Raw genomic sequence first — 23631 nt, 5'->3', positions numbered from 1 at the left:
TTATGCGTTAGCAGTAACACTTTCGTGTAGAACGTAGAAAATTGATCGCTCACGAACCGATAAATTGTAGCGCCTTTCCCGGTACCGTAGTGAGGATTCGAATCTGCATGAAGCGCCGAAACACCGATCTGGACGCGCATTCCATCGGATGATGAGGTGGTACCGTCTCCCCAGTATGAGGGCAGCGCCAGCTTATGATGGAAATTAACAAGAACGGCCTGCGCTTTATTCATCGCGTTTTCGTACAGCCGCCATTGCGCTGCATTAGCCATCTGCCGATATGAAATGCTCGGCGTGGCTTCAGCCATTTTCGTAAGTCCAATGTTCGTTCCCATTGCCATAATGGTAGCCATAAGAATTTTCGTTTCTTCCTCGTTCGGAGTGCGGTTACTGGAGGCGTGAATAAACTGTTCATGAAAATTCGTCCAGTTGGCTACTTCCATGAGCAGATCCGTTAGTTTGATTCGTGGAAGAAGTTCGTAAAGGGAAAGACTGAAATTCCGAGATTCGTCCGGAACATCTTTCTCCAATCTTTCAATGTGCAATTTCCCGTTCTCCAAATTCACGCCGTCCAGCTCGTCGATATGTTCGGAAACCCAGTTTAATCTTTGAAGAAGCGATTCAGTCCGTTCTTCAAGATAATTTTTTGCCGAAAGGCTGACGGCAAGCTTTGTAGCATTTGGATCGATGCCATTCCAGTCTTCTTTCGGCACAAGGTATTCCTCGAAATCTTTATGCTGACGGCTCCCGACAATGGAAACGTCACCAGAACGAACGTAATTGCGCAGTTCTGTCAGAACGGCCATTTCGTAATAATGCCGGTTGATCGTTCCGTCATCATCGTAGACGTGCTTTTGCCAACGGTTTGAAACGAAATTTAGCGGTGCGCCTTCCGGAACTTTTCGCTTCCCGGTTTCATTCATATCCCGGATGATATCAACCGCCTTCATTAACGGTTCCGCCGACTTAGTTGAGTGAAATTCCAACGATTTTAACAGCGTTGGCGTATACTTCCGGAGCGCATAGAATTTCTTTTCCAATAAGTCTAAATAGTCATAATCTACGGGCCGCGCCAGCCGCTTGGCTTCCTCCACGGATTCGATGAGCTGATCCCACGGCATAACGGCTTCAAGCGCAACAAATGGGTCAACACCTTCACTACGAGCTTTGATCAGAGCCGCCCCAAGATCGGCAAAGTGAACAACCTTTTCGTTGATCGATTTACCGTTTTGCTTTTGAATTTCTTCTTGGGCTTTTCTCCCTTTCGAGAGCAGTATCATGATCTGCCGGTCATGAATCTCGAAAGCCAGGTCTGTCAAATCCTGAATCAGCTCCAGTAGGCACGCTACTAAAATCGCGTACTTTTTTGGATCATCAAAGCGACGGAAGGAGTGAGGTTCGTAGCGTGAACCAATTTTAGAAAGTTGCCGCAGCCGGTTCGGATGAATGCCTTTTGTATCGACTTGTAGCTGCAAGTCACGTATGAATTCGAGTTTTTCAATAACCTTCAAAAAAGAATCCGGAGAGCTGGTACCGGGAATTTCCCTTAACCATGCCAAGTAGGTTTTGCTGCTTTCCGGCATTATGGTCAAGATTCGATCCAGCTTAGCAATCTGTATTTCTGTAAGCGAGCTACTGAGCAGCCTGAATATTTTTTCTTCTGTTCGTTTGCGAGTCTCCCAAACTGCTCTTTCAATCGTGGCCATTGAAGGAAGTATGATTTTACGCTTGCGTAACTCTTCGAGTGCGAGTTGAATCAAGTGTAGAGGATTACCGTTCGCCATTGCATGGTTAAAAAGATGCTTGCACAGGGAACGATACTCACTCAAGGTAAACGTCTGGAAGCCATATTCCTTCCTGATTTCCTCCAAATGCTCGTATTTCGTGGCTTCTCGTTCGCCGTAAGATGCAAAAGACTCCAAATCGGCGTTGATTTGTTTAGCGATATAACGAAGGACTTGAATTGGTACTTCTTTTACGTCAGAGAGCGTCCAGCCGAGATAGCGAAGTACGCACAGCTGCACGGCAAAGCCGAGTCGATTATAATCTCTTCGCCGCTGCTGAATGATTTCAAGGTCATGCTGGGTAAATGTGAAATAGGTGCCCAATTCCCATTCGCCGAGATTAGGCGGTATTTGCAAATATTGCAGCCGTTCCTCCGGAGTTAGCAATTCCCTTACTCTCGCGTACATCGTTCTCATCCCCTCATTGCCATGCTATTTTTTCGACTTCAGATTGCAGATCCGCGCGAGTCGCCTTGACGTAAATCATCGTTGTATCCAGACTATCGTGTCCCATAATTTGCGCCAAGCGGTGCAATGGCGTGTTCTCTGCCATCACGTACCCGAACCGGTGCCGTAGATCGTGTGCGCTCAGTCCTTCGAGCCGCGCCACTTTCATGTATTTTTGAATCAAATGGCGTAAAGCTCGTTCGGTTAATCGATCGCCAGTTTTCTCCGAAGGAAACAGATAAGGACTATCCGGAGGAAGAACTGTCAGATATTTTTCCAAAGCAGATCTGCACGTTGCGTTCAAAGGTACTTCACGCTGTTTATTTCGTTTTCCGGACCGCACCGTAAGTTGACCGCTGCGTTTTCCGATTTGAATATCGCCGGGAGTCAAGTCGCAAACCTCCATCGTTCTGATGCCGGTATGAAGCATGACAATAAGGATCGTCTGATCCCGGAGAGAGCCGCTATGCTCGGCCGCAGCAATCAATGCAGCTTCTTCCTTGTCAGTCATCTGCCGAGGGCTTACCTTTTCTTCCGGAACCAATTTGACCGGCTTGGAAGGATCACGGCGAATCCTGGATTCCGAAGTGGCCCACTCAAAAAAACGTTTCAGAGTTATAAGTCGCCGATTAATGGTCGCCGGTTTTAATTCCATCACTTTTTGCGCGGCTTCCCGGTATCGTGTTAATGTTGGAGTAGCCACATCTTCGATTCGAAATATAACTTCTTCCTCTTGGTGGTCGGCTGTTTCAAACCAACCAATAAAATGTTTCAGGTCACTTGCGTATTCCTTTAGCGTTTTGGGATTCAAATCTTCGCGGGTGGTGAGAGCGTGAATGAAGTCATGAATAGTCTGCTCACCCTGTTCCGAAATCCCGGTCGTCTCTCTCATTAGCAAAGCCTCCAAATCTTGACTTACATTAGCGGACATGGTATTCTTATCTTAACCTATACATTAGCGGACATCAAGTGTGCGTTCTGAAAATGCATAACGACCGCTAATCTTAATTAGCGGTCATTAGAAAATTAGGAGGTCATTCCTTCATGGTAGTTCGTAAAGACGATTTGCATAGCCTGATTGAACGGCTCCAAGAACCCGATCAAAAAACAGCTTTTGACTTTCTTCAATATTTAATAGAACGTTCGGAAAGAAAGCCGCTGAGCTGGGAAGAGATAGATCGGCAAGAACCCGATGACGAGCCTTTGACGGAAGAAGAACTTCGCCAATTAAAAAGCGATGCCGGATATGTGTCGGGGGAGGTAGCCAAGTGTGAGTTTGGGCTACAAGTTGACTTACCATAAAGATGCGGTAAAATTTATCGCCAAGCAAGAGAAGCGGATTCAAGAACAAATCACGCAAGGTTTGAAAGGTCTGCTCATCATTCCTCCAGTTGGAGATATCAAACCAATGAAAGGCTTTATTGGCCTGTACCGACTGCGGATCGGTACGTTAAGAATTCTTTTCGAAATCAATCACGATGAGAAGGTGGTTTATATACGAGCTATTGATTCGCACGGCGGGATTTACAAATAACTTTTCTTTCGCTTTGTAGAGTTTGGAGTAATTAAGGGAAATGGGAAGTTTCCGAATTTGGGTAAACCTACTACTGTAACCCAAGATATAAACAATATTATCCTGTGATTTAGGAACAAACCGTCGAGGGAGCATGCTATTATTTGTTGACCTCTTCAACGTAAAGGAACGAAGATTAGGAAAATGAGATTGATTAACGTCTGAGGTCGACGTTCGTCGTTAGGTCCTGATTTAGTGCCATTATCCGGCCCCCCGAACATCTGCCGAAAATGAAGAAACGGCACAATTTGGAGCCTCCGAATTTATGGTCACCAACAATAACTGAAAATATCGATATACCACTTTCGATATTCAGATTGCCCAATTTTTGATGCTGACAGTGCAGATGCACCGATCGCTTCGGCCATGACCCAATACGATTTGTCGGTATCGATGATTCTCCTATTGGGATCATCCATCGAGTAGAAAATCCCTCCATTCTCTCGGTCCACTCCCTTGGTCGCTGCAAATCGAAATAATCGCTCGGCATAGAGGGCATGCCAAACCTCCGGAGCGTACTGATCAAGCAACTTTGCACCATTCAATAGAATGACCAAAAATATATCCATACGGACGAGTTTCGTCTTTTGTTTTTCCCTTATTATAATTCCAATCGATTTCCCAGTTTCCCAGTCCGCGTTATAATGCTCCCAAATGAGTTCTCCAGATTGCGGCAATAGTTTAAACATGACTGATTGCGCCAACTGTCTTCCCAGAACGATATTTTACGAAATCCCCGATCTGGCTGGCAATACTAACCACGAAAATAAATCTGGAAATACCCACAAGATGTTTTGTTAAATTCTCTTCATCATTCGGCCGTTCGTTGCATTTTCCTGGATTCCCATGAAATAGCCAACGAGAAGCAATAGACGTCATTTACTATCCTCGGGGTTATTAACCCCATTCTCTATGTCTTTGAGAAATTGGGGTAAAATCAGGACTGCATCAAGGATACAGGTAAATATAACAAACATTGAGGAAACCGGGGAGCTTGACATATACATCCTCCCGGTTATTGCGAAGTGGAACGCGAAGAAAATCGCAACGATCCAGTTAAGAGTGATGCAGATTCGAATTAACGAACATAACAGTTTCCTACCCCGTGTCATTTTGTGGAACACCTCTTTTGTAGTTATCTGGAAATGGGTTTCATTTAGCCATTCCTTCCTTTTATCCTGATCGACCCCCTTCCATCCACTTCAACACTTACCATGTTTCAAGGTAACTTTAGTTTCCCTGCATTGTTCAATTTAACCGAAACCTTGATCTCTTGAAGGGATTCCGTTGTTATTTTGAAATCTCTTTCCGCGTAGATCTTTTTCCAATCTTTATTTTTCTGACGATACAGCGCATGTTCCAGTTGTAACAGGTCGGAATGGATTTCAAGCCCTTTTTCGAACGTTCTTTTGATTTCATTTTGTACTAGTTCTGCCGCTTTCTCCTCCATAAGCCGTTCAGACATGGGTTGGATGATCTCGCTAACATTTCCCGAAAGCTTAACATCGACGGTATACGTAACTTCCTTTCCCTTGACATGCGGAATGATTTTAACCTTTGGATTCTCGAGAGACAATGCAACCTGTGGCTTTCCACCACTGCGAAGTATTAAAGGGCTACGTTGGGTTTGGGGTTCCACCCAGCGGAGGCCCGGAATGTTTTCCCTGGTGAGCCGACCTCGATATTTTCCATCCTGCAAAACGAAAACACCATCCATTTCAAGCATCGAATGCGGGTCTCCACCTTTTTTCCAATGCCGATCCGAAATGGATAAAGAAGGTAAAAGGGTCGCCTTTCCTGGTTCGTGGATATCGGACACGAACTCCCTCGAGGTTATCGGGGCAATGACCGATTCTTGTTTGTAACTCTCCTGCGGTTGATGAAGCAATGACATAAGCGGTGATAGATTAAAAAAAGGAGTTACCGCGAAAATTTGGTCTATCGGCTCTGTAGTGCCAAAAAACCATGGTGTGTAGCGCATTTCATAATAGCGGTGCCGCAGTTCATCGATCTCCTTTAATCCCTTTTTCAATACGTTCTCACTTACGACAACGGTGATAATTTGGCCATAAAAAATCCGCATCTCCGATGTGTGGTACAAATCATTAACGGCACTAAGTGTCGTATCCCCCATGCCTTGACCGACCCACACGGGAATTGGCTGGAGCGGCTTCCCTGATTCCATTTTTGCGACATCCGAGAAGTCCAGCAGTTGCCCATAAACGACGTATTGACCCTCGACATAATCGATCCCGATACTTGTTAAATAATTGACATCTTGAATATTCTTAATATCCCAGCAGCCAGTTAAAAGAAGTGGGAATATCAAATAGATGGACGTCAATTTCTTCCATCCCGACATTTAGGAATCACCTCTTCTCGTGGAATCTTTCGTATGCAACATTTCGGGTCGGCGATTTATTGTGTTCCACGGTTTTCGGATAACAGCCGCAATAAAGTCCTTCCAAGTTAAAGGGGATAAGGGGGCAAGATACGGTACACCAAAGGACTCCAACCGCGAAAGATACAAAACAATCGCAATCGTAGACAAAATAAATCCGTACATGCCCAGCACCGACGAACAAATCAATACAAAAAATCGGATGATGGTTACCGAACCAACGAGCGATTGATTGACCAATGTAAAACTTGAAACTGCGGTTACGGCCGCTACGACAAGCAAAGTCGTTGAGGCAAGTCCAGCACGAATGGCTGCATCCCCAACCACAATTCCCCCAACAACAGCTACCGTTTGGCCAACCGCTTTAGGCAGCCTCTCTCCGGCTTCTCGAAACAGCTCGAACATAAAGATCATTAATAAAGCCTCCATGGGCCCAGGCATAGGTAAGCCAATTCTTGACATCGAAATCGTTGCTAAAAGTGGATACGGTATTTGTTCCACATTAAAGGACGAAAGCGCAATCCAAAAACCCGGCAGCAGCAATGATATGACTAGACCCACAAGACGCAAAAACATCCCCAAAGTAGCATAATAAAACGGGAAATAGGCATCTTCAGGTGATTTTAGTAAGAGGGTTAAATTGGCAGGTCCTATAATGGCATTAGGGGCCCCCTCGACAATAACGGCGAATCGTCCGTGTATGAGACAGTCTGCCACATAATCGGGGCGACCGGAATAATCCAGTAAAGGGAATAAGGTGAACGAATAATCGGAAATGATTTTTTCCAATTGGCTGCTCCCCATTATGGCATCTATATCGATGTGTTGTAAGCGGGTTTTCGCCTCCTTCACAATTTCAGGCTGAATGATATCTTCGATGTAGAGCAAAGCCACTTTGCTGTTGCTCCTTCTTCCAATCGTAAATTGTTCATAACAAAGGGAATTGGTGCGAAGGCGTTTGCGAATTAATGCTACGTTGGTTGTTAGTTCTTCCACGAACCCATCTTTTGGCCCTTTGATGGATATTTCCGTGTTTGATTCCGAGGGGCTTCGATGAGGGGGAGAAGCAATATCCAATGCATATAGAGCATTCAGGTTTGAAAGGTAAATGATGAGTTGACCCGAAAATACGCGGGTTGTCAGATCCCCTGTCTGATCGACTCGGGTTAATTCGAGCTTTTTATCGAACTCTATACCAGGTTTCGAATGATGCAACATACTTTCCAATCGCGGAAACACGTATTCGTTGATCTGCTGTATATCCGCCAACCCTTCGCAATAGATAAGGTGTACCGTTTGCAGGGAGTCCACATCGCCAAAGTCATACTTATCCATCTTCACATCTGCGCAATTGCGAAATAAGGAGCGGAACCCTTCCGGTGACCATTCGTGATTTTGGGGCAGGGCAACCGATGGTACCGGGGAAGATGTATGATTTTTCAATAGGGATTTCCATAACCGGCGAAATTTCATTTATGTCTCACTCCAGTTCTATTTTTCACGAGTACAGCAATAAACAACAAAAGCGATACCCCTACAACTAAACCTAATGACAAAGGTAAATATACCTGTTTCAAAAAGCTGGCATATTGCATGTCGCTGACGGGTAACTCAACAACGACGACAATAATGATGCCGAGGAGCGTTAACCATACAAGCCTAAAGTTCTTGTTATGACTTGCTGGCAATAGATCGATTAGTAAAAGCAGCGAAATGGAAACCCGGACAAATGCCCCCGATAGCCACTGATAAATGGATAAGAAGTCTACATGCCGAATATAATTTCCAACTTGTACGAGACGCCATTCTTCATAAGCCGGGTACCGCAGTTTCGACGCTTCAAAAGGACCAAATTCAGCAATTGCGCCGGTAACTGGCCCCAATACCAGTATGATCAGAAAGATAGCCAATAAACATAGCGACCATGGACGAACGTTTGATTTCATTCGATGATGGAATAGCAGAATAATAATGAATTCTGCAAGTCCTCCACCTACATACATACATCCTTTGAGAACGGGCTCCACTCCATGTTCCATGATGGGTGTCAACAAAGCATAATTTTTCTTGGGAAGATTGGAGCTCATGACAAAATCCCCAAATACGACCACGAACGGCAGCAAAATGCCTGCAGTAATCGCAATGGTTCGGAGTCCGAAATGGACGGCATAACAACATAAAAGAATCAATGAAACGGATAAAACAAGTTGTGGCGTTTTTGGCAAGTAGGAGGCATGCGTCCAAGTGGTTGTTTCCTTTACCGTTAAAACAATAATCAAAAATAGATAGGCGATGAAAAAAAAACGAAATGCGACGGAAATGACCGTTCCATAATTCCCCTGTAACCAGGTCACAATCGGTTGCTGTTTTGTCTTTTTCATGATGTAGTAGAGAATAAGTGTCCATATTATATACGGCAAAATCATGGCCAAAACACTTAACCACGCGTCTCTTTTCGCCTCTTGCAACAAGGAGGGAATGACCATGACATGGTTCATTAACCCTACCGCTAAGGCAATGATGGAAAACGATGGGATTGTGCCAATGGCGAAACCTGTTTTATTAACCATATCGAATAGTCCCCTCAACAACAAATGGTTCCTTCTTCTTCAGCTTGTTATCCAAACTGGAAGGAAGCCATGAACTTAATAAACATTTATTCCCACAAATCCTGGAAGTATTCCTGTATCAAAGAAGTTGCAATATGTGCTTCTGGGACGTCCGCCATAATTGGATGACGGATTACTTTATGGACCATATTTGTAAACGTGAGTATCTCAAGCCAAAGAGTCCAGTTTGATCTTTTTACTCCTTAAAAAGAAAAGGGTCAGCGCCGTAGCGCCAACCTTTTATTTGAAGATGGCCAATCCACCGCTGAAAGAACTGGAAGTTGAATAACCGGTGGTCCGGGCTATGCCGCCCGGACTATTGAACTTAGAGTAAGAAAAAAAGCGAAGCCGGAAACATCCGAAGGCTTAGCGTATATTTTCGATAAAATGTTGGCGGGACCCCAGACAGAGTTTTTTATTTGTGTGGATCAAATCAACTTATTGTTCAAACGGCTCAGGCTGCTGAAAGACTGGGACTATCCGTAGCCACATATTTTAATAGGAATATGGTCAATGAGCTTGAATTTAATACGGGTGAAATTCAATGTTTAACAAACTATCAAACCTTATTCAATGGGAAGAATACTCGTTTTAGAAGAGATATAGAAGGGATAATTTTTGATGATGCCCACGTTGCCTCTCACATTGTAAGGGAAAATTTTACTCTTCATATTCCTGAATCTGAATTTCCAACGACTTATGCAACGTTAGTTGGGCAGGTCAGACAGTATTTTGAGTCCATTCACAGGGGACCTGAATTCGATCAGGTGGTTACCTTTAAAGATGATCCAAGTGTTCTTTTTATTCCTCTTTTTGTATGGAGACAAGTCGTAAGCCGCGTTATTGAGTCCCTCACAAACGAGGGTGTTACAACTAAAAAGGTCTCTATGTTTGCTTGGGAACACTTACGAAATAATTTGGATCTATGTGTAGTATTTCTAAGTTCAGATGGAATTGAGATATCACCTTTCCTACCGCCAGTTAATACTTTACCTTTTATGTCTTCATCAGTAACGAAAGTATTCTTATCCGCGACTATGCAAAATAAACCGGAATTTGTTCGTACATTTGGCTTCTTGCCCGATGCATATATCGAGCCAAAAACAAGTGCAGGAGAATCTGAGCGTCTTATAGTAACTCCATATGTTAACCCTGGACTAAAAAGTGGAATGTTTGATTACATCATCTTCTTATCAAAATATTTCAAGATACTTATTATTCCCAAAAGCGAACCCCGAGCTAAACGTTGGCGTGAGCATGAAATGACTTTTTCGTCAGATGATTTTACACATAAAGTAGAAGAATTCAAAAATGCACAGAACGGTATATTAGTCGCCCCTGCAAGATTTGAAGGAATGGATTTCCCTGGGGACACATGTAGATTTCTTGTAATAGACGGTCTCCCATCTGGCACCGGTAATATGGAAAAGTTCTTGTGGAACAATTTAGGGGAAAACAAATTTCTGCAAGGTACAGTTGCTTCTAGGTTGATTCAAGCAATGGGCAGGATTTCAAGGGGAAATGATGATTATGGTGTCGTTTTTCTGCTTGGAGATGACATTGGTGATTGGATCACAAGAGGAAGTAATCGACAAGTGATTCCCCCATATGCTCGTGCTCAATTAGAACTTGGTGAACAACTCACTAAAAGTATCTCTGACTTTCAAAATTTGCATAAGTTAGTGATGTCTGTAGTTGCTGTCCCACGTGATTCTGGATGGACTTCTGTGCACATGGCTAGGATACAACCTCATTCTGTTGCTAATGAAAGACCTACCAGAGATACTAAGAGTGATGTTGAAGATCACAGTATACAAGTTGCATTTGCTGAACGAAAATTTTTAGAACATTTATGGGATCGGGAGTATCAACAAGCAACACGCGCCTTAGAACAACATTTAGATTCTGTTTTTAATCAAGACAAAGCACTCGCAGCTTGGCATGCACACTGGATAGGTTATGCTTACCTATTAGGTGGCAATACTTCTGCAGCTGAGAGATACTTTAATAGGGCATCTAATGCTTATCGAGTCCTAGGACGAATTAATCCTGAATCAGTTACTGTTTACGCCCCTCCCGTAATATTTGGCGACTCACAAGGAGAAAGAATCGCAAGTGTTCTCAGCGCGCGTGGTGACTTCAATTATGGATCATTTAGTGAAATGCAGGATCGTCTTTCTCCTCTTATTACTGAAAAAAGTACAACTAATCAATATGAAGAAGCATTATCGTGGTTGGGCAAATACCTGGGCTTTGCATCAAATAGACCTGATTCAGAGACAGGAGGGCGTGGCCCAGATATTTTTTGGACGTCCCCAGAAGTTGATATATTAATTGAGAGTAAAGAAGATAAGAAAGATACTTCCTTTTACTCGAAAAGAGATGTAGGGCAAGCCTTAAATCACAGTGAATGGTATAAAGAAGAATTCCCGAACTCTGGTCGAAACCATAAGTTAATGATTGTCGGACCTATTATACCTGCTCATCCAACAGCTAGCCCTGGAGAACAAATGCACATCTGGATACCTTCAGAAATTTCTGCATTGGCCCATCGAATCTCTTCTTTATTGTTTGATGCATATAATGCAAGTGACAGTGCTACTTACGCTGCTACATTAAACAAAATGTTAGATGAAGCAGGAATGACATACCTGAAATTGTTTGACTCTTTGCCGGATCGCCCTATTCAAAGAGTGCAATAGATCAAAACGCCCATCTTGAACGCTATCCCTGGGGCTCAATCCGAATGGAGAAGGCGTTAATCACATTGAAGCATTTATTATTCCATAATGCGTAGTGCATTTTAGTATTAACTAAAAGAAAAACACAAGAGCGAAATCCCATGTAAAAAAGGGAATCGCTCTTTTTTTGCTGAAGGGATTATTCAGACTTAGCGGCAGCATCAATTGATTTGAAAATCTCCTTTGTTATATTATGGATCATCTTCACATCATTGCTTTTTTTCTCCATTAAAAATTGGTAGTGGACCTCAAGGACACTTCTGGTCTCAAATTCCTGGGAGTCTGGGTCGATTTCTCGAAAATCAAAAAGATCTCCTGGCTTTATGTTAAGAGCGTCCATGATTTTTTCCAATGAATCAATGGATAGATTTCTTTTTCCAAGTTCAACTTCGGTCAGATATGAGGTTTGCTGCCCCGTTATTTGGCTTAGTTGAAGTAAGGTCAGATTTTTTTTATTACGTATACTACGTATTTTTTCGCCGATCAGTTTCTTTAAATCAGACATCGATTATAACCTCCCTGCTTATCCTAAGGGTAAGTGTTTCAATCGAAAAAATATATAACAATATAAGTGATAAATGTTGTTATATTAACTTATAAGTGATATATTTTTGGTAATATGACTAGAGGTGAGCAAAATGATTCCAAAAGTCAGATCAGTGGAATCACTGATTCTAGCGAACAAATCGTCCGAACAATTTGCAGTTCGATTTCGGAAAATCATATTTCACAAAGACGCCCAATTCTTGATCCTTCAGCGGGAAGAAGAACAACAGGTGATGAAAATAAAAAGTTGCAATGGTACAGTTAAACTAATTGAACCAATTAAGGAAGAATTGGATGCAATAATTGATTACTTTCATGAGGGATATGCACAGACTTCACCGGACCTTAAGTTGACAGAAGAATACTGGGTTGTGGGGATAAGCTTCAACAAAGTAGAAAATAAAGGCGACTATTCTACTGAGTTTATGATTTCCGGTGAGAAGCCCATTGATATTCTCCCTTATATTGTCCAGACGGGGGCTGAACATGTGTTCTTTCCAGAATGATGCGATGAATTTCATAATGAATGGCAGGATTACTGTAAGGGGGCTTTCGCAATTAGGGCTTATTCCTAAAGGGCAGTGCGTGATTCCTAACCGCTTTTATGAGGACGGCTGGGGGAGGTGGCTTCCTATGCCGAATATTACGTTGTTGCCCTTCTTTAGCGTATCTATAGCAAGCGGCTTTAACTGGGAAGAAACAGTCGCTTATATGGAGAAGAAGTCCAAACCAAATACGTTTATTGACCTAAACGATAATAGTGTAAATCAAAGGGATAATGAGGATGAGGAGGCACATTCTTTATATGAGAGGGAGGCTGAAATCAAGCGAAAATTACAGGCCAATGGATTTCAGTATCCGAAGTCGATATTTGATGTTATTGATCTCTATGTGGCTTTGGGATTGGCGTTAAAGACCGAGGATCAGCAGGGAAAATGGTGCCTAGATATGATTATACGTCCACTTCGTAATATCGATGAGGTGCTAACCAATTAACTTTAGATGAAATGACTGGACTGCTTCCTGGGTTGAGGGCAGTCCATTTCTATAACTAAAGGAAACCCAATGCTTGGAGGAGGGATAAAATGACATTATTGAATGATACAGAAAAAGTGCAGGTTCTGATCGAATTGGTTGACAACCATATGGCAAAACTTCCGAAAGAGGGCCCATTTAGAAACTACATCGAATCAATCCAAGACTTCTTAAAAACTAATGATTCAATCCTTCAGAAAGCGGCAATTTCTAATAGTACCCTGTTCTTTGAAAACTTAGAACGCAGTTTTACCGAAATTGACTCTATAATTAGTTACTTTGAGAGGTACTTGGAAGAACTGGAGACCCAACTGCAAGGGGATCTTCATAATGAATTCTTGAAAGGGAAAATCAAAGGAATTAAGTATGCATTAGTAATCATTAGAATGATGAGACATGGACGTAGGTACCAAGGTGAAGGAGTAAATATAATAATTGATTGATGCTGTAGGGGGAAGGATGATTAAATGAGAATAACTCATACCCAAGCAATTGGTTATTTAATTGCAGCAGTCGAAAAAGTTCAATTCCCGGAGTCAATGGATGCTGCATACGTCGTCCTAACATTTGAAGAGCTACTTAACGAACTAAGTAGCGAAGAAGCTGAAAAGATCTATAGAGAAGTGTGGATGGCCAAGGGTAATTAACGTTGGACAATTATGTAAAAATAATAGGTCAGTAAATGATGAGACAAACTGGTCATAGTTGAATTGCTGCAACTGGCTATTTTTATGATAGGGTAAAAGACCAAAATTTTGAAAAGGACTTTATTTATGAAACGCATAATAATCAGAAATGCTGTAAATGAATATTTCGGTCTAAAAGAGCCAGCATTCCGAGTGAGCCACACCTGCGAAAAAAAGAGCCACTTCTTCGGCGGTGGGAGCCGCCATTTACCAGATAAACCAACGGACGACGCATGTTCATGTACAGCGGCGGTCCTTCCGGAACTGTTCATAAGTAAATGTGGGGAGATAAAATGCGTAAGAAAGAAGCTTTGTTTTTCGTTCTCATTATGGTCGGTCTGCTACTCATATCCAATACACAGCTCGGCTATTCTTTCGGAGACAGTATATTCAGAGCAGTAGGAATACCGCCTTGGATCAATACCGAGTACGATTCGGGGTTGCATATCTCGGTTATTTTCGGGTTGCTTGTCATTGTTGCCGGTTACATCGGTGCGGTGAAGTTTTATCAAGTACGGTTTCCTAAAATACGGAGCCGGATCATACTCAGCTGTATCGCTTTCGTGTTTCTGTTGCCGATTGTGACCGAGAATGCCATGATTCTTCTGAAATATAATTCCGTTTCTATTAACTCCGTTGACTTTTCCAAAAATAACAGCCAGTGCAGCTATCGATCCGAAGAAGCGAATGTGAAAGCGGATTGCACCATTACGCTGATCAATTATGGGAAGGGGAAAGATGTAACGATTAGGCCTTATCTGTTACGAAGTGCAACCAAGGTCATGTTCGAGCCGATGACAGTAACGCTTCCACCTCATGAGAAGGTCGGTATCAGCATGGCATTTAACGGCAAGCAGTTGGATGGAACAGGCTTATCCGGTTGGTCGAAAGATATCGGTATTGAAATCGAGGTAGATGGTTTGAAGAAGAAATACGGGAAAGAGTAATCTATGGTGGTGGGGAATATTACGGGAGTTCAATATTACTAGACCGAAGTGCCACTCAAGATAACGAGTGGCTCTCTCTTCATAAATGGTTGACTCAAAAATGTCGGAAATGTCGCTCTCACTCATCTGAACAATGGCACAATATGCTTCGGAGTATACAGTAAGATGCGTATCTTGTGATGCAACGATAGAATCAAAGTCCAATGGCGATTCCTCGCGAACGGGGTGGGAGCATGCTTGGTTGTATGTGGCAAAGCAAATTAAAGAACTCATATCTTTTAAAAAAATCCCTTCAGGGGCGAGTTTAACAGCAATGGGAAGCGATAGTTACGAATTCGCTTCCCGCTCTGGTCAAATCTATTATCAACGTATGGACAGCAGGCACTGTCTAGCGCTGGATAAGTAACAAGGCGATGTATAGCTTTTTCTCAACGTTCATCAAATTCCAATCAAAAAACTAATTTTTTACAAGTAAGATGTGTGAGGAATCCCTTGTAGGCAGTTTAGAGTCCTTAGTTTGTTTTAAATTATTGTACTTATTATGCAATTCATGGTTCTCCTGTTTAGTCAGTTGTAACTCTTTTTCAAGTAAGGAGATTTTATTTCTCATTAATTCCAAACCTACATCTCGTTCCATCATTTTTCTTACGGTGTCTTCAAGTTCCGCTATTCTTTCTAACAACCTCTCAGCCCTTTTTCCGGGATCCATTATAGCATACTGGTTTATTCTATATTCAATGTACTCTTTTAAAATTGCATTGTTATATACAGTTTGCCTAGCTACTTTGGATTCACTTGAAATGTTATTAATAGACGGACGATTTTTTATAATAGCCTCATTAATTTGTTCTAGGGCATTGAACTTGTTTGAGAGTGTTTCCTCAATCTTATGCAAATGCATAAGTATTTTTGGTTCTACCAGATCAGGTTGAATTCCCATTTCAGTAAGGTGGACTCTTATATTATCAATTATTTGATCCATGATGAAATCTCCTCGTAAATAGAATCGAAATTATCGACGAAAAAGGTGATTTGAGGATATTTTTGTTTTATAGAAACCTCGCCTTTGGTCATCATTTCTTTCCTAAGATCATCAAGTTCAGGGATCAAAAAGTTTTCTATAATCCACTTTAATTTGCTCGTTTCCTTCTCAGCTGCTTTTCTAAATCCCTTCTCTTCGTTATATTTAATAGTTTTCAACAAGGTTGTATATTTATTGTAATTGATATCGATCATATAAAATGTATGAAAAAAGTTAATGCACATTCCATAAGCGCAAAACAAGTCATCTGTCGGATCGCTTTTACTACAATCTCTTATAGGTCCGCTCTTAATACAGATACCGCCATTCTTTGCTCGAATAGGGATTTTTTTCGTTAAACCTTTAATTATTTCATCAAGATTAGTAGCAACATTTAATTTTGAATTTTGTATAAACTCATCAATGATCTTCATAAGAGTATCCTTAGCTTCACCAATTACCTGAGATTCCCCGGTTACAATCAATCTCATTACCGATTCAGCATATTCCTTTTCTTTATCCAGATCTTCTTTTTGTCTAAAATAAGAAACGGTCATTTCCCTTTCCAGGTGTCCCATATGCTTTTTAATAAATAGGAGTGAAACTCCTTGTTGAAATAATTGATTACATAAATGAACCCTAAATTGGTGCGGTCGTGGAATGCTTATTACATCTGACCGCTCGTACTGGTTTAGGTAATCTACGGATAGCACGTGTCTATCAGTTAAAATGCCTACATTTTGTGTCTTTAAAGTAGGATATTTATCAGTGACATTAATGCATCCTATTTCTTTGCCGTGTTTCAGTAATATGGCTGTTAACATTCTATCGAGTGTATTTTCAGTTACGGGTAATGTTCTTGCTTTAAGAGGAACGAATAGCAAGTTGCTTCCAATGCTTACTCTTCTTTTTTCATAGATTTTAGTTAAAATAGTGTAAGCTTGTCGTGCTAAGTCAGTCATAACGGTATAGACTTCACGCTCGGAACCATTTCCTTTTGTATTTTTCTTAGTAGTGTAGCGGAGATAATAAGCTGTTTTTGTGCCATCCAGAATTTTCAGACTTCCTATACAATCGATCTTACAATCACATATCTCCCCATTCCTTAAGCCGGTTTGTGAAAGTAGGATTATCATTGCCGATATTCCCCTATCATCTATAGCTTCAGTTTCATCATTCATAATTCTATTTAGACAGGTGATAAGCCGATTGAAATAATCTTCTGGTATTGTATCCCATTTGTTCGCTTTTCTCTGTGCAAGTATTGCTTTGGAATCATATGAATGGAGATATTTGTGAATATCAAACCAGTCAATTTTTTTTATGTTATTTGTATAGAATTGAAAAAAATCGCTTATTGCGTATTTATGTTTTTGAATTGTGGAAGCAGTAAAGTTTTCGAGATTATCAATATAACGTTTAACTGTCTGAAGACTAACATATTCGAGAGAATATATGTCATTTGAAACTAAATACGAAAGAAAGTGCCTTACTTGATAAACAAGTGAATAAATGGATTGTATTTTATTGCGATCTTGCCAAATCTGAACCAATGTGAAGAATTTAACTGCTTCTTTAAACTCTTCATTGACATCTTTAAATGTAAAAGTTGACTTTCTACGGGGAACGGTCTTGTGGACGACAGTTGAAAAGTCCCATATATCACTTGAAAAATAAATGTCTCCGGATACTATGGGAAGTTTATCTACTTTCTTTAGTCTCTCGAAAATTTTATTTGAATTTATTCCTTGTAGGACAGAATCGTCATACTCGTCATTGAAAAGCCACTGGATATTTTGCAGTTCTTTAACAGTTACGTTCATACCACTTGCTCCTTCAGTTCAAGTAACTTTGCTAAGTAAGCAAGATACAGGCGTTTTATTGCTATAAATTGTTCTTTTTCATGTGGCAGTTTAGCTAGTTCTATGTGATTATTGATTTTTGAAATTTTATCCTCGAAGTACGGAATCCTGTCAATGGTGGCAATAAAACCTGAACACATTAGGCAATCCAGAATATCATTTTTAATGCAGGACTCATGTTTACAGTACCCACATTCTTCGTTAACGAGATCCCCGTCTGTGAAGTCACTTTCTGCAGCAATTGTTCCTTTAATATTAAGGTTACCGATTATTACCATGTGGGTTGCTTCGAGGTAATCCTTTATTTTATCTGCAACATAATGATTGCTAGTTGTATCGACTTGTTTATGGGAAGTTAAAATCTTTGTCTCAATTAACGACATATTATTTTTAATTGCATACTCAATTGACTTCGTCATGTATGTGTCTCTCAGATTTTGGGCGGAATAAGGTGTAATTCCTTCTTCGCGACAGATTTTTTTCAAGTAATCTGAAAAGGTTCTGACTGTCACTACCTTAAATTGTTGTGAGAAATAGTTATGAATAAATATATGTTCCTTAATAGAGTCATCATTGCATTTTTCCCTAACTTCTTGTGTAAATTTAATAGCAGTTTCGATATATCTTTTTGTATAAGGAGTGATTGGTATCTTTAATTTTTCCCCATTCGATACTTTCGAATGCGATTCCAAGTAATAATCCTTTTTAGCTCCTTTTACCAAGCAATCTATTTTCAAATTAATGATCTGCGCTATTCTAAATTCTGTAGCAATTGCTATATGAAATAGAATGTAGTATAGAGCCTGCAAATCATTTTCTGTCGATTTGACTTTCATATTGGCTTCAATTTTTATTAAATCTTCATCTGGAATATCCTTTGCAGTATTAATATGAGTATAGCCACGTATGACCAAGTACTTGTACACGGCAGGATCTACTTCATATAAATTGTTTTCTTGTAGATAGATCAAATATCTTCTCACTACACCAATATATGCATTATATAATTTTCTTTCTTTAACAAATGAAACATAAGAATATATTTCTTCAACAGTAATATAATCAAGTGGAAATTCTGATGATGTAACTTGTCTAAGGTTAAATTTATAACGCAGGTCATAAATGAAGTTAATAAATTTTATGATGATATTGGCAGCATCTATCCTTGAGGATAAAGATCTATTAGAATTCCAAAACCAATGTTTAAGTGAAATCTTTAGTTGGCTGTCTTTTACTAAAGAGAAGTCTATTGGTTTATAAACAAAACTATTTAGTTTAGTAGATTTTTTTTCGGCCCCATTTGGAATTATCAACCACCTGTCAGATTCCGGTATGGAGTCAAACGGATTGAGAGGGATGGGTAAATATCCATTTTCGTAATGACTGTTAAAACTGTTCATTTGGAGCATATTGCGATCTATACCATCTTGCCAGTTCAAAATTTCATAACCATCGTTTATTAATTTTAAATAAAATGACTTCAGTAAAGTAATCACTGTACTATTGCTAAAGTTTTGTTTATAAAAAAAATATTGATGTTTGAAGGTCCCAGCATTAAAGTCATTAGGACTTGTAATTAGTTTACCGTTAAGGCTAGCTTGGAAATTAGCATAGAATTCTTTGGCAACGAAGTTTGATGTATTGCCGGAAAGAATAAAATTCCTAAGTAGCCCTGATAAAAACAGGTTGTGGCTGTCGGTCTTAAAACTCGATATTGATTTTTGATTTTTATTTGAACTAGTTCTTATGTCGCTTTGGATTACAATTAAATTGAACGGGAGGAGCGAATTAGATAGAAGCCAAAACAAAGCGGGTTTTATTTCTCCGCTGTTCATCCATTTAAATGTTTCGACAATTTCACTATAATCTCCGGTGTAACAATCATATTTAATCAATTTTGATATAAGTATACAGACGATAAGCTTCTCTCTTTTTTCATAGTAGCTATCGAAAAGGTATTGAAACCAACTCCAATTGACGGATGAACAACTTAAATTGTGTGGTAAATGATCTACGATCTTATTGGCACAGGACATATCGAAATCTGCATAGTTGCCTTCATTGTCGAAAAAATCAGTTATTGCATCTTTTATTTGTTTATCTATAAAGCCATGACAATGTTTAGTTCTTTTATTCCATATACTAGTCATAGCACCTGCACCTTTCACAAGGACAATTCTGGAATGATCTCGTAGATGGTATTAACAAATTCGGTTTTTTTCTCCGCAATCTCTTCATCTGTAGGGCGATAGTAATGTTTAACTGACGCAATGCTGCTGTGGCGTAAAAGTAACATTAAATTGTATTCATCTATTTGTTTGTAGCGCACCATAAACATGGCAAAGCCATGCCTAAAGCGATGGCTTAAATTAGTTTCCCTATGTTTTTTATCAACAATTAAGCTGGCTTTATTAAAAATGTCTCGTAAAATTTTGCCCCATAAATTACTACTTAATGGTTTTCCAATACTGTTAATAAAAATGTAGAAATTACTTTCCGTACTACTTTCTACAGAGTCCGCAACGGAATGCTGGTTGTAGTTTTTTTCAAACGTCGGACTATCGTTTTGATGAAATTCATTTACATAATCATTGATCTTGTCTAATAAGCTTTTATTCAAAAAAACCACTTGGTAGCCTACATCTTTAGTCTTATATGTTTTATTTTTATATTGACTTTTCCTAGTAACCGTCATGCAGCCTTTGGCTAATTGATCAGAGGAATCCGAACAACGATTACGTAAATACAAGTATGCTCCTCTTTCATTTTCTATAATGTCCTCGTTTGTGAGCCCAAGAACCTCTCCTATTCTCAATCCATTTTCAAACATAAGCCTAACTATGCATTCCTCTCTCAACGTATATTCATTCCGAATAACAGAGAGTATGTTTTTGAAATCATCAATATTTATATATCTTGGTGCGCTGTGATCAGGTCTATATGTTTTCAAGCTCGTTTCATACTGTTCTATTTTTAGCGGAATGTCTGATGCAGGAATATGTACAAGTTTAGATCTGTCGCCTTTTTTAAGTAATATGGAATCTCGGTAGTCCAAGAAAGTAACGAAACTTCTGAAAATAGCAAGGTAAGTATTGATCGTTGCATTGCTTCGCTGTGTTCTAAAATCAAGGTCGTACATGGTTCCATGCATCGATTGCCCTTGAAGAAAAAGTATTAAATTTTGAACATCGTTTTTTGTCAGGTTTTTAAGTTGAAGGTGGTATAGTGTTAAAAAAGAGTACAAAAGCTTCAATGCTGTGGCAGCTAGGTATCTATGATTAGGGGAAGAACCTTGAAGTTCGAAATTCAGATAATCGAAAACCTCGGGGATTGGAGTCATGGCGGTATCGTATAAAAAGATGTATTCTGTCTCGTTGTAATTAATTTTCGCACTTCTTATTTGTACGGTCTCGGTGATACTTTTTCTATTATCAATGGTAAGGTAAGTTTTATTAAAGTAAATCCCATTTTGGTTATTGTGTTCAATGATTCGATACATGTTACTCCCTCATGTCGAAAATAGTAATAGTATGTCATTTCTATAATATACCATACAACAAAAATATACAAATCTCATTTTACTGATAAAGATAAGGTCACCCTATATCACCATATATCAAAGTTTAGAATAACGATCTAGCAAAATTGGGTTGTCTAATTAATGATTTTAGCTGATGCACTGATATTGCTTTGTAAATAAAGGGTTGAAGCTAATTGTACAATTTTCGTTTTACCGATAAGGAGAAGTCGGGGAAGGCATCCTTGCCCAAGTGCGGACGATCCGCTCGGTGCCGCTGACGATTCCGTTCGCGGACGGCACGGTCGAGGTGCAGGGCGAAGGCATCATGCGCTTGTCCGTGCTAGAACGGTACAACGAGACGGCGGCCGAGCCGCTGAAGAATGCGCGCAATGCGGCTGCAGGTGCGCTCCGCAACCTCGATCCGCGCGTGACCGCTTCGCGCAAGCTGGATGCCTTTTTCTACAACGTCGGGTTCTCGGAGGGGCTTACGCTTCGCAATCACCGGGAGATGATGGACTTCCTTCGCGCTAATCAGTTTCCGGTTAATCCATATGTCCGATACTTCACCTACTTTGCCGAGCTGACGAAGGAGCTGGAGCAGATCGCGGAGCGCCGCGGCAGCCTCGACTATCTGATCGACGGGGCGGTCATCAAGATTGTCGACTTCGCCACGCGCGAAGCGCTCGGGTATACGGACAAGTTCCCGCGCTGGGCGGTTGCCTTCAAGTTCGAAGTCGAAGAGACGACGACCGTGCTGGAGTCAGTCTCTTGGGAAGTAGGCCGCACGGGGAAAATCACGCCGTTGGCCCGCGTCGAAGCGGTCGAGCTGGCCGGAGTGACGGTTCAGAACTGTACGCTCAATAATATCGGAGACATTGAGCGGAAGAACTTGAAGTACGGCCTCGGCACAAGAGTGTTCATTCGGCGATCGAACGACGTCATCCCCGAGATTCTCGGGAAGGCGGACGAGAGCGAGATCGGCGAGGAGATCGTCTACCCGACCGAATGCCCGGGCTGCGGCTCGCCGCTGGAGATGCGGGGCGCGCATCTGTTCTGCAACAATAAGCTCGGCTGCAAGCCGCAGGTCGTTGGACGCATCACGCACTTCGCGTCGCGGGATTGCATGGACATCGAGACGTTTAGCGGCAAGACGGCCGAGCAGCTATATGACGAGCTTAACGTGCGCGATCCTGCGGATCTGTACGGGCTGGTCTTGGAGGACCTCGTCAAGCTGGAGCGCTTCGGCGAGAAGAAGGCGAGCAATCTGATCACGGCGATCGAGAAGTCCAAGTCGCGGGATCTGGCCGCCTTCTTGAACGCACTTGGCATTCCGAATACCGGCAAGGCGACAACGAAGACGCTGGCCGATCATTATGGCGACTTGGATAAGCTGATGGCCGCGGAAGCGGAAGAGTTAACGGCGCTGCCAGACGTCGGCGGCATCGTGGCGGAGAGCATCGCGGGCTTCTTCCGCGATCCGATGAACCGGGACAGCATTGCCCGAATGCGGGCGGCAGGCGTACGCGCGGAAGCGGATCGTCCCGCGGCGGATATGGCGGACGCGAGCCATCCGCTCTTCGGCAAGACGGTCGTGCTGACCGGCACGTTGACGCGGATGACGCGGGACGAGGCCTCGAAGCGGCTTGAAGCGCTTGGCGCGAAGGTATCGGGAAGCGTGTCGAAGAAGACGGACCTCGTCTTTGCGGGGGAGAGCGCGGGCAGTAAGTTAACGAAGGCTCGCGAGCTTGGCGTTCCGGTGCTGGAGGACGAAGAGGAAATGGTTCGGCTGTTAGGGCTATAGATGAGATCAAGGCGGTTTCTTATCATACAGAAGGGGCCGCCTTGATTGTCGGAACTCCAACGATTCGGCATACCATTTATTTCATGTTGCTATTGGGCTCGGATCTATGGTACATTAATTCTCGCCCCTTCGAGAGGGGCACGAGATTTGAAAGGCTTCGAAAAAAAGTGGTTGACACGGAATTGAGAAGCTGATAATATTAATCGCTGTCGGCTCTAAGATTAGCGGACAACGACGAGTTAGAGAAGCAACGAACTTGTTCCTTGAAAACTGAACATCGAGCGTAATCGATTCGATCACGGATCGGATCAACGGACCCTGTCGAACTTGAGCTTCGGTTCTTGGGAGACGGACAACGATTTAACAACGAATGAGCCATTTGGCTCTCTCAAAGTAGATGCTTCCGATGCGCGTTCCTTTGGAGCGCCGGAGGATTTACCTTTATGGAGAGTTTGATCCTGGCTCAGGACGAACGCTGGCGGCGTGCCTAATACATGCAAGTCGAGCGGATCTCATTGGGAGCTTGCTCCTGATGAGGTTAGCGGCGGACGGGTGAGTAACACGTAGGCAACCTGCCTGCAAGACCGGGATAACATTCGGAAACGAATGCTAAGACCGGATACGCAGTTTGGCGGCATCGCTGAACTGGGAAACACGG

General features: G+C 41.7%; 20 protein-coding genes and 1 rRNA gene. 10 read left to right on the top strand and 11 right to left on the bottom strand.

Annotated features, from left to right (window positions below; translation table 11 throughout):
• Both H4Q31_RS08540 and H4Q31_RS08535 read right to left on the bottom strand, forming a co-directional pair.
• Window positions 1-2192 (bottom strand): Tn3 family transposase (locus tag H4Q31_RS08540; RefSeq protein ID WP_185178651.1); only part of this gene is annotated, 2192 nt, incomplete at its 3' end.
• Window positions 2193-2205: 13 nt separating this feature from the next.
• Window positions 2206-3123 (bottom strand): tyrosine-type recombinase/integrase, encoded by a 918-nt coding sequence (locus tag H4Q31_RS08535; protein ID WP_071977829.1) that lies wholly within the window; start codon window positions 3121-3123, stop codon window positions 2206-2208.
• A gap of 152 nt (window positions 3124-3275) precedes the next feature.
• Between H4Q31_RS08535 and H4Q31_RS08530 the strand changes: the two genes are divergently transcribed.
• Window positions 3276-3533 carry a hypothetical protein gene (locus H4Q31_RS08530; RefSeq protein WP_071977828.1) on the top strand — a complete coding sequence of 86 codons (258 nt, stop codon included), beginning with the start codon at window positions 3276-3278 and terminating at the stop codon, window positions 3531-3533.
• A complete protein-coding gene (locus tag H4Q31_RS08525; protein ID WP_071977827.1) occupies window positions 3502-3765 on the top strand; it encodes a type II toxin-antitoxin system RelE family toxin in 264 nt (87 codons plus the stop codon). Before H4Q31_RS08530 ends, H4Q31_RS08525 begins: the two co-directional genes overlap by 32 nt.
• Window positions 3766-4073: 308 nt before the next feature.
• Here the strand turns inward: H4Q31_RS08525 and H4Q31_RS08520 are convergent, their stop codons facing one another.
• The 4 genes from H4Q31_RS08520 to H4Q31_RS08505 all read right to left on the bottom strand — a co-directional run bounded on the left by H4Q31_RS08520 (window position 4074) and on the right by H4Q31_RS08505 (window position 8775).
• Window positions 4074-4508, bottom strand: a complete 435-nt coding sequence (locus H4Q31_RS08520; RefSeq protein ID WP_260440119.1) for an AGE family epimerase/isomerase — start codon at window positions 4506-4508, stop codon at window positions 4074-4076.
• Window positions 4509-5023: 515 nt separating this feature from the next.
• Entirely contained in the window at window positions 5024-6166 is a 1143-nt protein-coding gene (locus tag H4Q31_RS08515) for a Ger(x)C family spore germination protein (RefSeq protein ID WP_185178649.1), read from the bottom strand.
• Entirely contained in the window at window positions 6167-7678 is a 1512-nt protein-coding gene (locus H4Q31_RS08510; protein ID WP_185178648.1) for a spore germination protein, read from the bottom strand.
• Complete coding sequence (locus H4Q31_RS08505) at window positions 7675-8775, bottom strand: GerAB/ArcD/ProY family transporter (RefSeq protein WP_185178647.1); 1101 nt, start codon at window positions 8773-8775, stop codon at window positions 7675-7677. The genes H4Q31_RS08510 and H4Q31_RS08505 overlap by 4 nt, the downstream gene beginning before the upstream one ends.
• Window positions 8776-9233: 458 nt before the next feature.
• Here H4Q31_RS08505 and H4Q31_RS08500 point away from each other — a divergent pair, with 458 nt between their 5' ends.
• The gene (locus tag H4Q31_RS08500) at window positions 9234-11516 is read left to right on the top strand and encodes a helicase C-terminal domain-containing protein (protein WP_185178646.1); all 2283 of its coding nucleotides are present in this window, start codon (window positions 9234-9236) and stop codon (window positions 11514-11516) included.
• A 178-nt stretch (window positions 11517-11694) separates the two neighbouring features.
• Here H4Q31_RS08500 and H4Q31_RS08495 read toward each other — a convergent pair whose 3' ends face one another.
• Entirely contained in the window at window positions 11695-12060 is a 366-nt protein-coding gene (locus H4Q31_RS08495; RefSeq protein WP_185178645.1) for a helix-turn-helix domain-containing protein, read from the bottom strand.
• A gap of 133 nt (window positions 12061-12193) precedes the next feature.
• Between H4Q31_RS08495 and H4Q31_RS08490 the strand changes: the two genes are divergently transcribed.
• From H4Q31_RS08490 to H4Q31_RS08470, 5 genes are all read left to right on the top strand, one after another.
• Entirely contained in the window at window positions 12194-12607 is a 414-nt protein-coding gene (locus tag H4Q31_RS08490; RefSeq protein WP_185178644.1) for a hypothetical protein, read from the top strand.
• Entirely contained in the window at window positions 12588-13097 is a 510-nt protein-coding gene (locus tag H4Q31_RS08485; RefSeq protein WP_221626782.1) for a DUF6042 family protein, read from the top strand. The genes H4Q31_RS08490 and H4Q31_RS08485 overlap by 20 nt, the downstream gene beginning before the upstream one ends.
• An 89-nt stretch (window positions 13098-13186) precedes the next feature.
• Complete coding sequence (locus H4Q31_RS08480) at window positions 13187-13579, top strand: hypothetical protein (RefSeq protein WP_185178642.1); 393 nt, start codon at window positions 13187-13189, stop codon at window positions 13577-13579.
• Between the two features lie 24 nt (window positions 13580-13603).
• Window positions 13604-13783 (top strand): hypothetical protein, encoded by a 180-nt coding sequence (locus H4Q31_RS08475; protein WP_185178641.1) that lies wholly within the window; start codon window positions 13604-13606, stop codon window positions 13781-13783.
• Window positions 13784-14115: 332 nt separating this feature from the next.
• Window positions 14116-14769 carry a hypothetical protein gene (locus H4Q31_RS08470; protein ID WP_185178640.1) on the top strand — a complete coding sequence of 218 codons (654 nt, stop codon included), beginning with the start codon at window positions 14116-14118 and terminating at the stop codon, window positions 14767-14769.
• Between the two features lie 457 nt (window positions 14770-15226).
• Here H4Q31_RS08470 and H4Q31_RS08465 read toward each other — a convergent pair whose 3' ends face one another.
• Genes H4Q31_RS08465 through H4Q31_RS08450 form a run of 4 tightly spaced genes read right to left on the bottom strand, consistent with a single transcriptional unit; the run spans window position 15227 to window position 21151 of the window.
• On the bottom strand, window positions 15227-15751 hold the full coding sequence (locus H4Q31_RS08465; RefSeq protein ID WP_185178639.1) for a hypothetical protein: 525 nt from the start codon (window positions 15749-15751) through the stop codon (window positions 15227-15229).
• A complete protein-coding gene (locus H4Q31_RS08460) occupies window positions 15739-17613 on the bottom strand; it encodes a site-specific integrase (protein ID WP_185178638.1) in 1875 nt (624 codons plus the stop codon). The genes H4Q31_RS08465 and H4Q31_RS08460 overlap by 13 nt, the downstream gene beginning before the upstream one ends.
• Window positions 17610-19802: a tyrosine-type recombinase/integrase gene (locus tag H4Q31_RS08455; protein ID WP_185178637.1), complete on the bottom strand. Its 2193-nt coding sequence runs from the start codon at window positions 19800-19802 to the stop codon at window positions 17610-17612. The genes H4Q31_RS08460 and H4Q31_RS08455 overlap by 4 nt, the downstream gene beginning before the upstream one ends.
• A gap of 14 nt (window positions 19803-19816) precedes the next feature.
• Entirely contained in the window at window positions 19817-21151 is a 1335-nt protein-coding gene (locus H4Q31_RS08450; RefSeq protein ID WP_185178636.1) for a tyrosine-type recombinase/integrase, read from the bottom strand.
• A gap of 271 nt (window positions 21152-21422) precedes the next feature.
• Between H4Q31_RS08450 and ligA the strand changes: the two genes are divergently transcribed.
• Both ligA and H4Q31_RS08440 read left to right on the top strand, forming a co-directional pair.
• A complete protein-coding gene (gene ligA, locus H4Q31_RS08445) occupies window positions 21423-22973 on the top strand; it encodes an NAD-dependent DNA ligase LigA (protein WP_376698228.1) in 1551 nt (516 codons plus the stop codon).
• A gap of 440 nt (window positions 22974-23413) precedes the next feature.
• Window positions 23414-23631 (top strand): 16S ribosomal RNA (locus tag H4Q31_RS08440); the annotation flags it as partial.

Origin of the sequence: Cohnella lubricantis, assembly GCF_014212015.1 — a bacterium.
GTDB lineage: Bacteria > Bacillota > Bacilli > Paenibacillales > Paenibacillaceae > Cohnella > Cohnella lubricantis.
This window is presented reverse-complemented; position numbering and strand designations above follow the sequence as displayed.

Coding starts and splice junctions, on each gene's coding strand:
- H4Q31_RS08535 (WP_071977829.1), bottom strand. CDS start 3,123: ATGAGAGAGACGACCGGGATTTCGGAACAGGGTGAGCAGACTATTCAT.
- H4Q31_RS08530 (WP_071977828.1), top strand. CDS start 3,276: ATGGTAGTTCGTAAAGACGATTTGCATAGCCTGATTGAACGGCTCCAA.
- H4Q31_RS08515 (WP_185178649.1), bottom strand. CDS start 6,166: ATGTCGGGATGGAAGAAATTGACGTCCATCTATTTGATATTCCCACTT.
- H4Q31_RS08510 (WP_185178648.1), bottom strand. CDS start 7,678: ATGAAATTTCGCCGGTTATGGAAATCCCTATTGAAAAATCATACATCT.
- H4Q31_RS08505 (WP_185178647.1), bottom strand. CDS start 8,775: ATGGTTAATAAAACAGGTTTCGCCATTGGCACAATCCCATCGTTTTCC.
- H4Q31_RS08495 (WP_185178645.1), bottom strand. CDS start 12,060: ATGTCTGATTTAAAGAAACTGATCGGCGAAAAAATACGTAGTATACGT.
- H4Q31_RS08490 (WP_185178644.1), top strand. CDS start 12,194: ATGATTCCAAAAGTCAGATCAGTGGAATCACTGATTCTAGCGAACAAA.
- H4Q31_RS08485 (WP_221626782.1), top strand. CDS start 12,588: ATGTGTTCTTTCCAGAATGATGCGATGAATTTCATAATGAATGGCAGG.
- H4Q31_RS08480 (WP_185178642.1), top strand. CDS start 13,187: ATGACATTATTGAATGATACAGAAAAAGTGCAGGTTCTGATCGAATTG.
- H4Q31_RS08475 (WP_185178641.1), top strand. CDS start 13,604: ATGAGAATAACTCATACCCAAGCAATTGGTTATTTAATTGCAGCAGTC.
- H4Q31_RS08470 (WP_185178640.1), top strand. CDS start 14,116: ATGCGTAAGAAAGAAGCTTTGTTTTTCGTTCTCATTATGGTCGGTCTG.
- H4Q31_RS08465 (WP_185178639.1), bottom strand. CDS start 15,751: ATGGATCAAATAATTGATAATATAAGAGTCCACCTTACTGAAATGGGA.
- H4Q31_RS08460 (WP_185178638.1), bottom strand. CDS start 17,613: ATGAACGTAACTGTTAAAGAACTGCAAAATATCCAGTGGCTTTTCAAT.
- H4Q31_RS08455 (WP_185178637.1), bottom strand. CDS start 19,802: ATGACTAGTATATGGAATAAAAGAACTAAACATTGTCATGGCTTTATA.
- H4Q31_RS08450 (WP_185178636.1), bottom strand. CDS start 21,151: ATGTATCGAATCATTGAACACAATAACCAAAATGGGATTTACTTTAAT.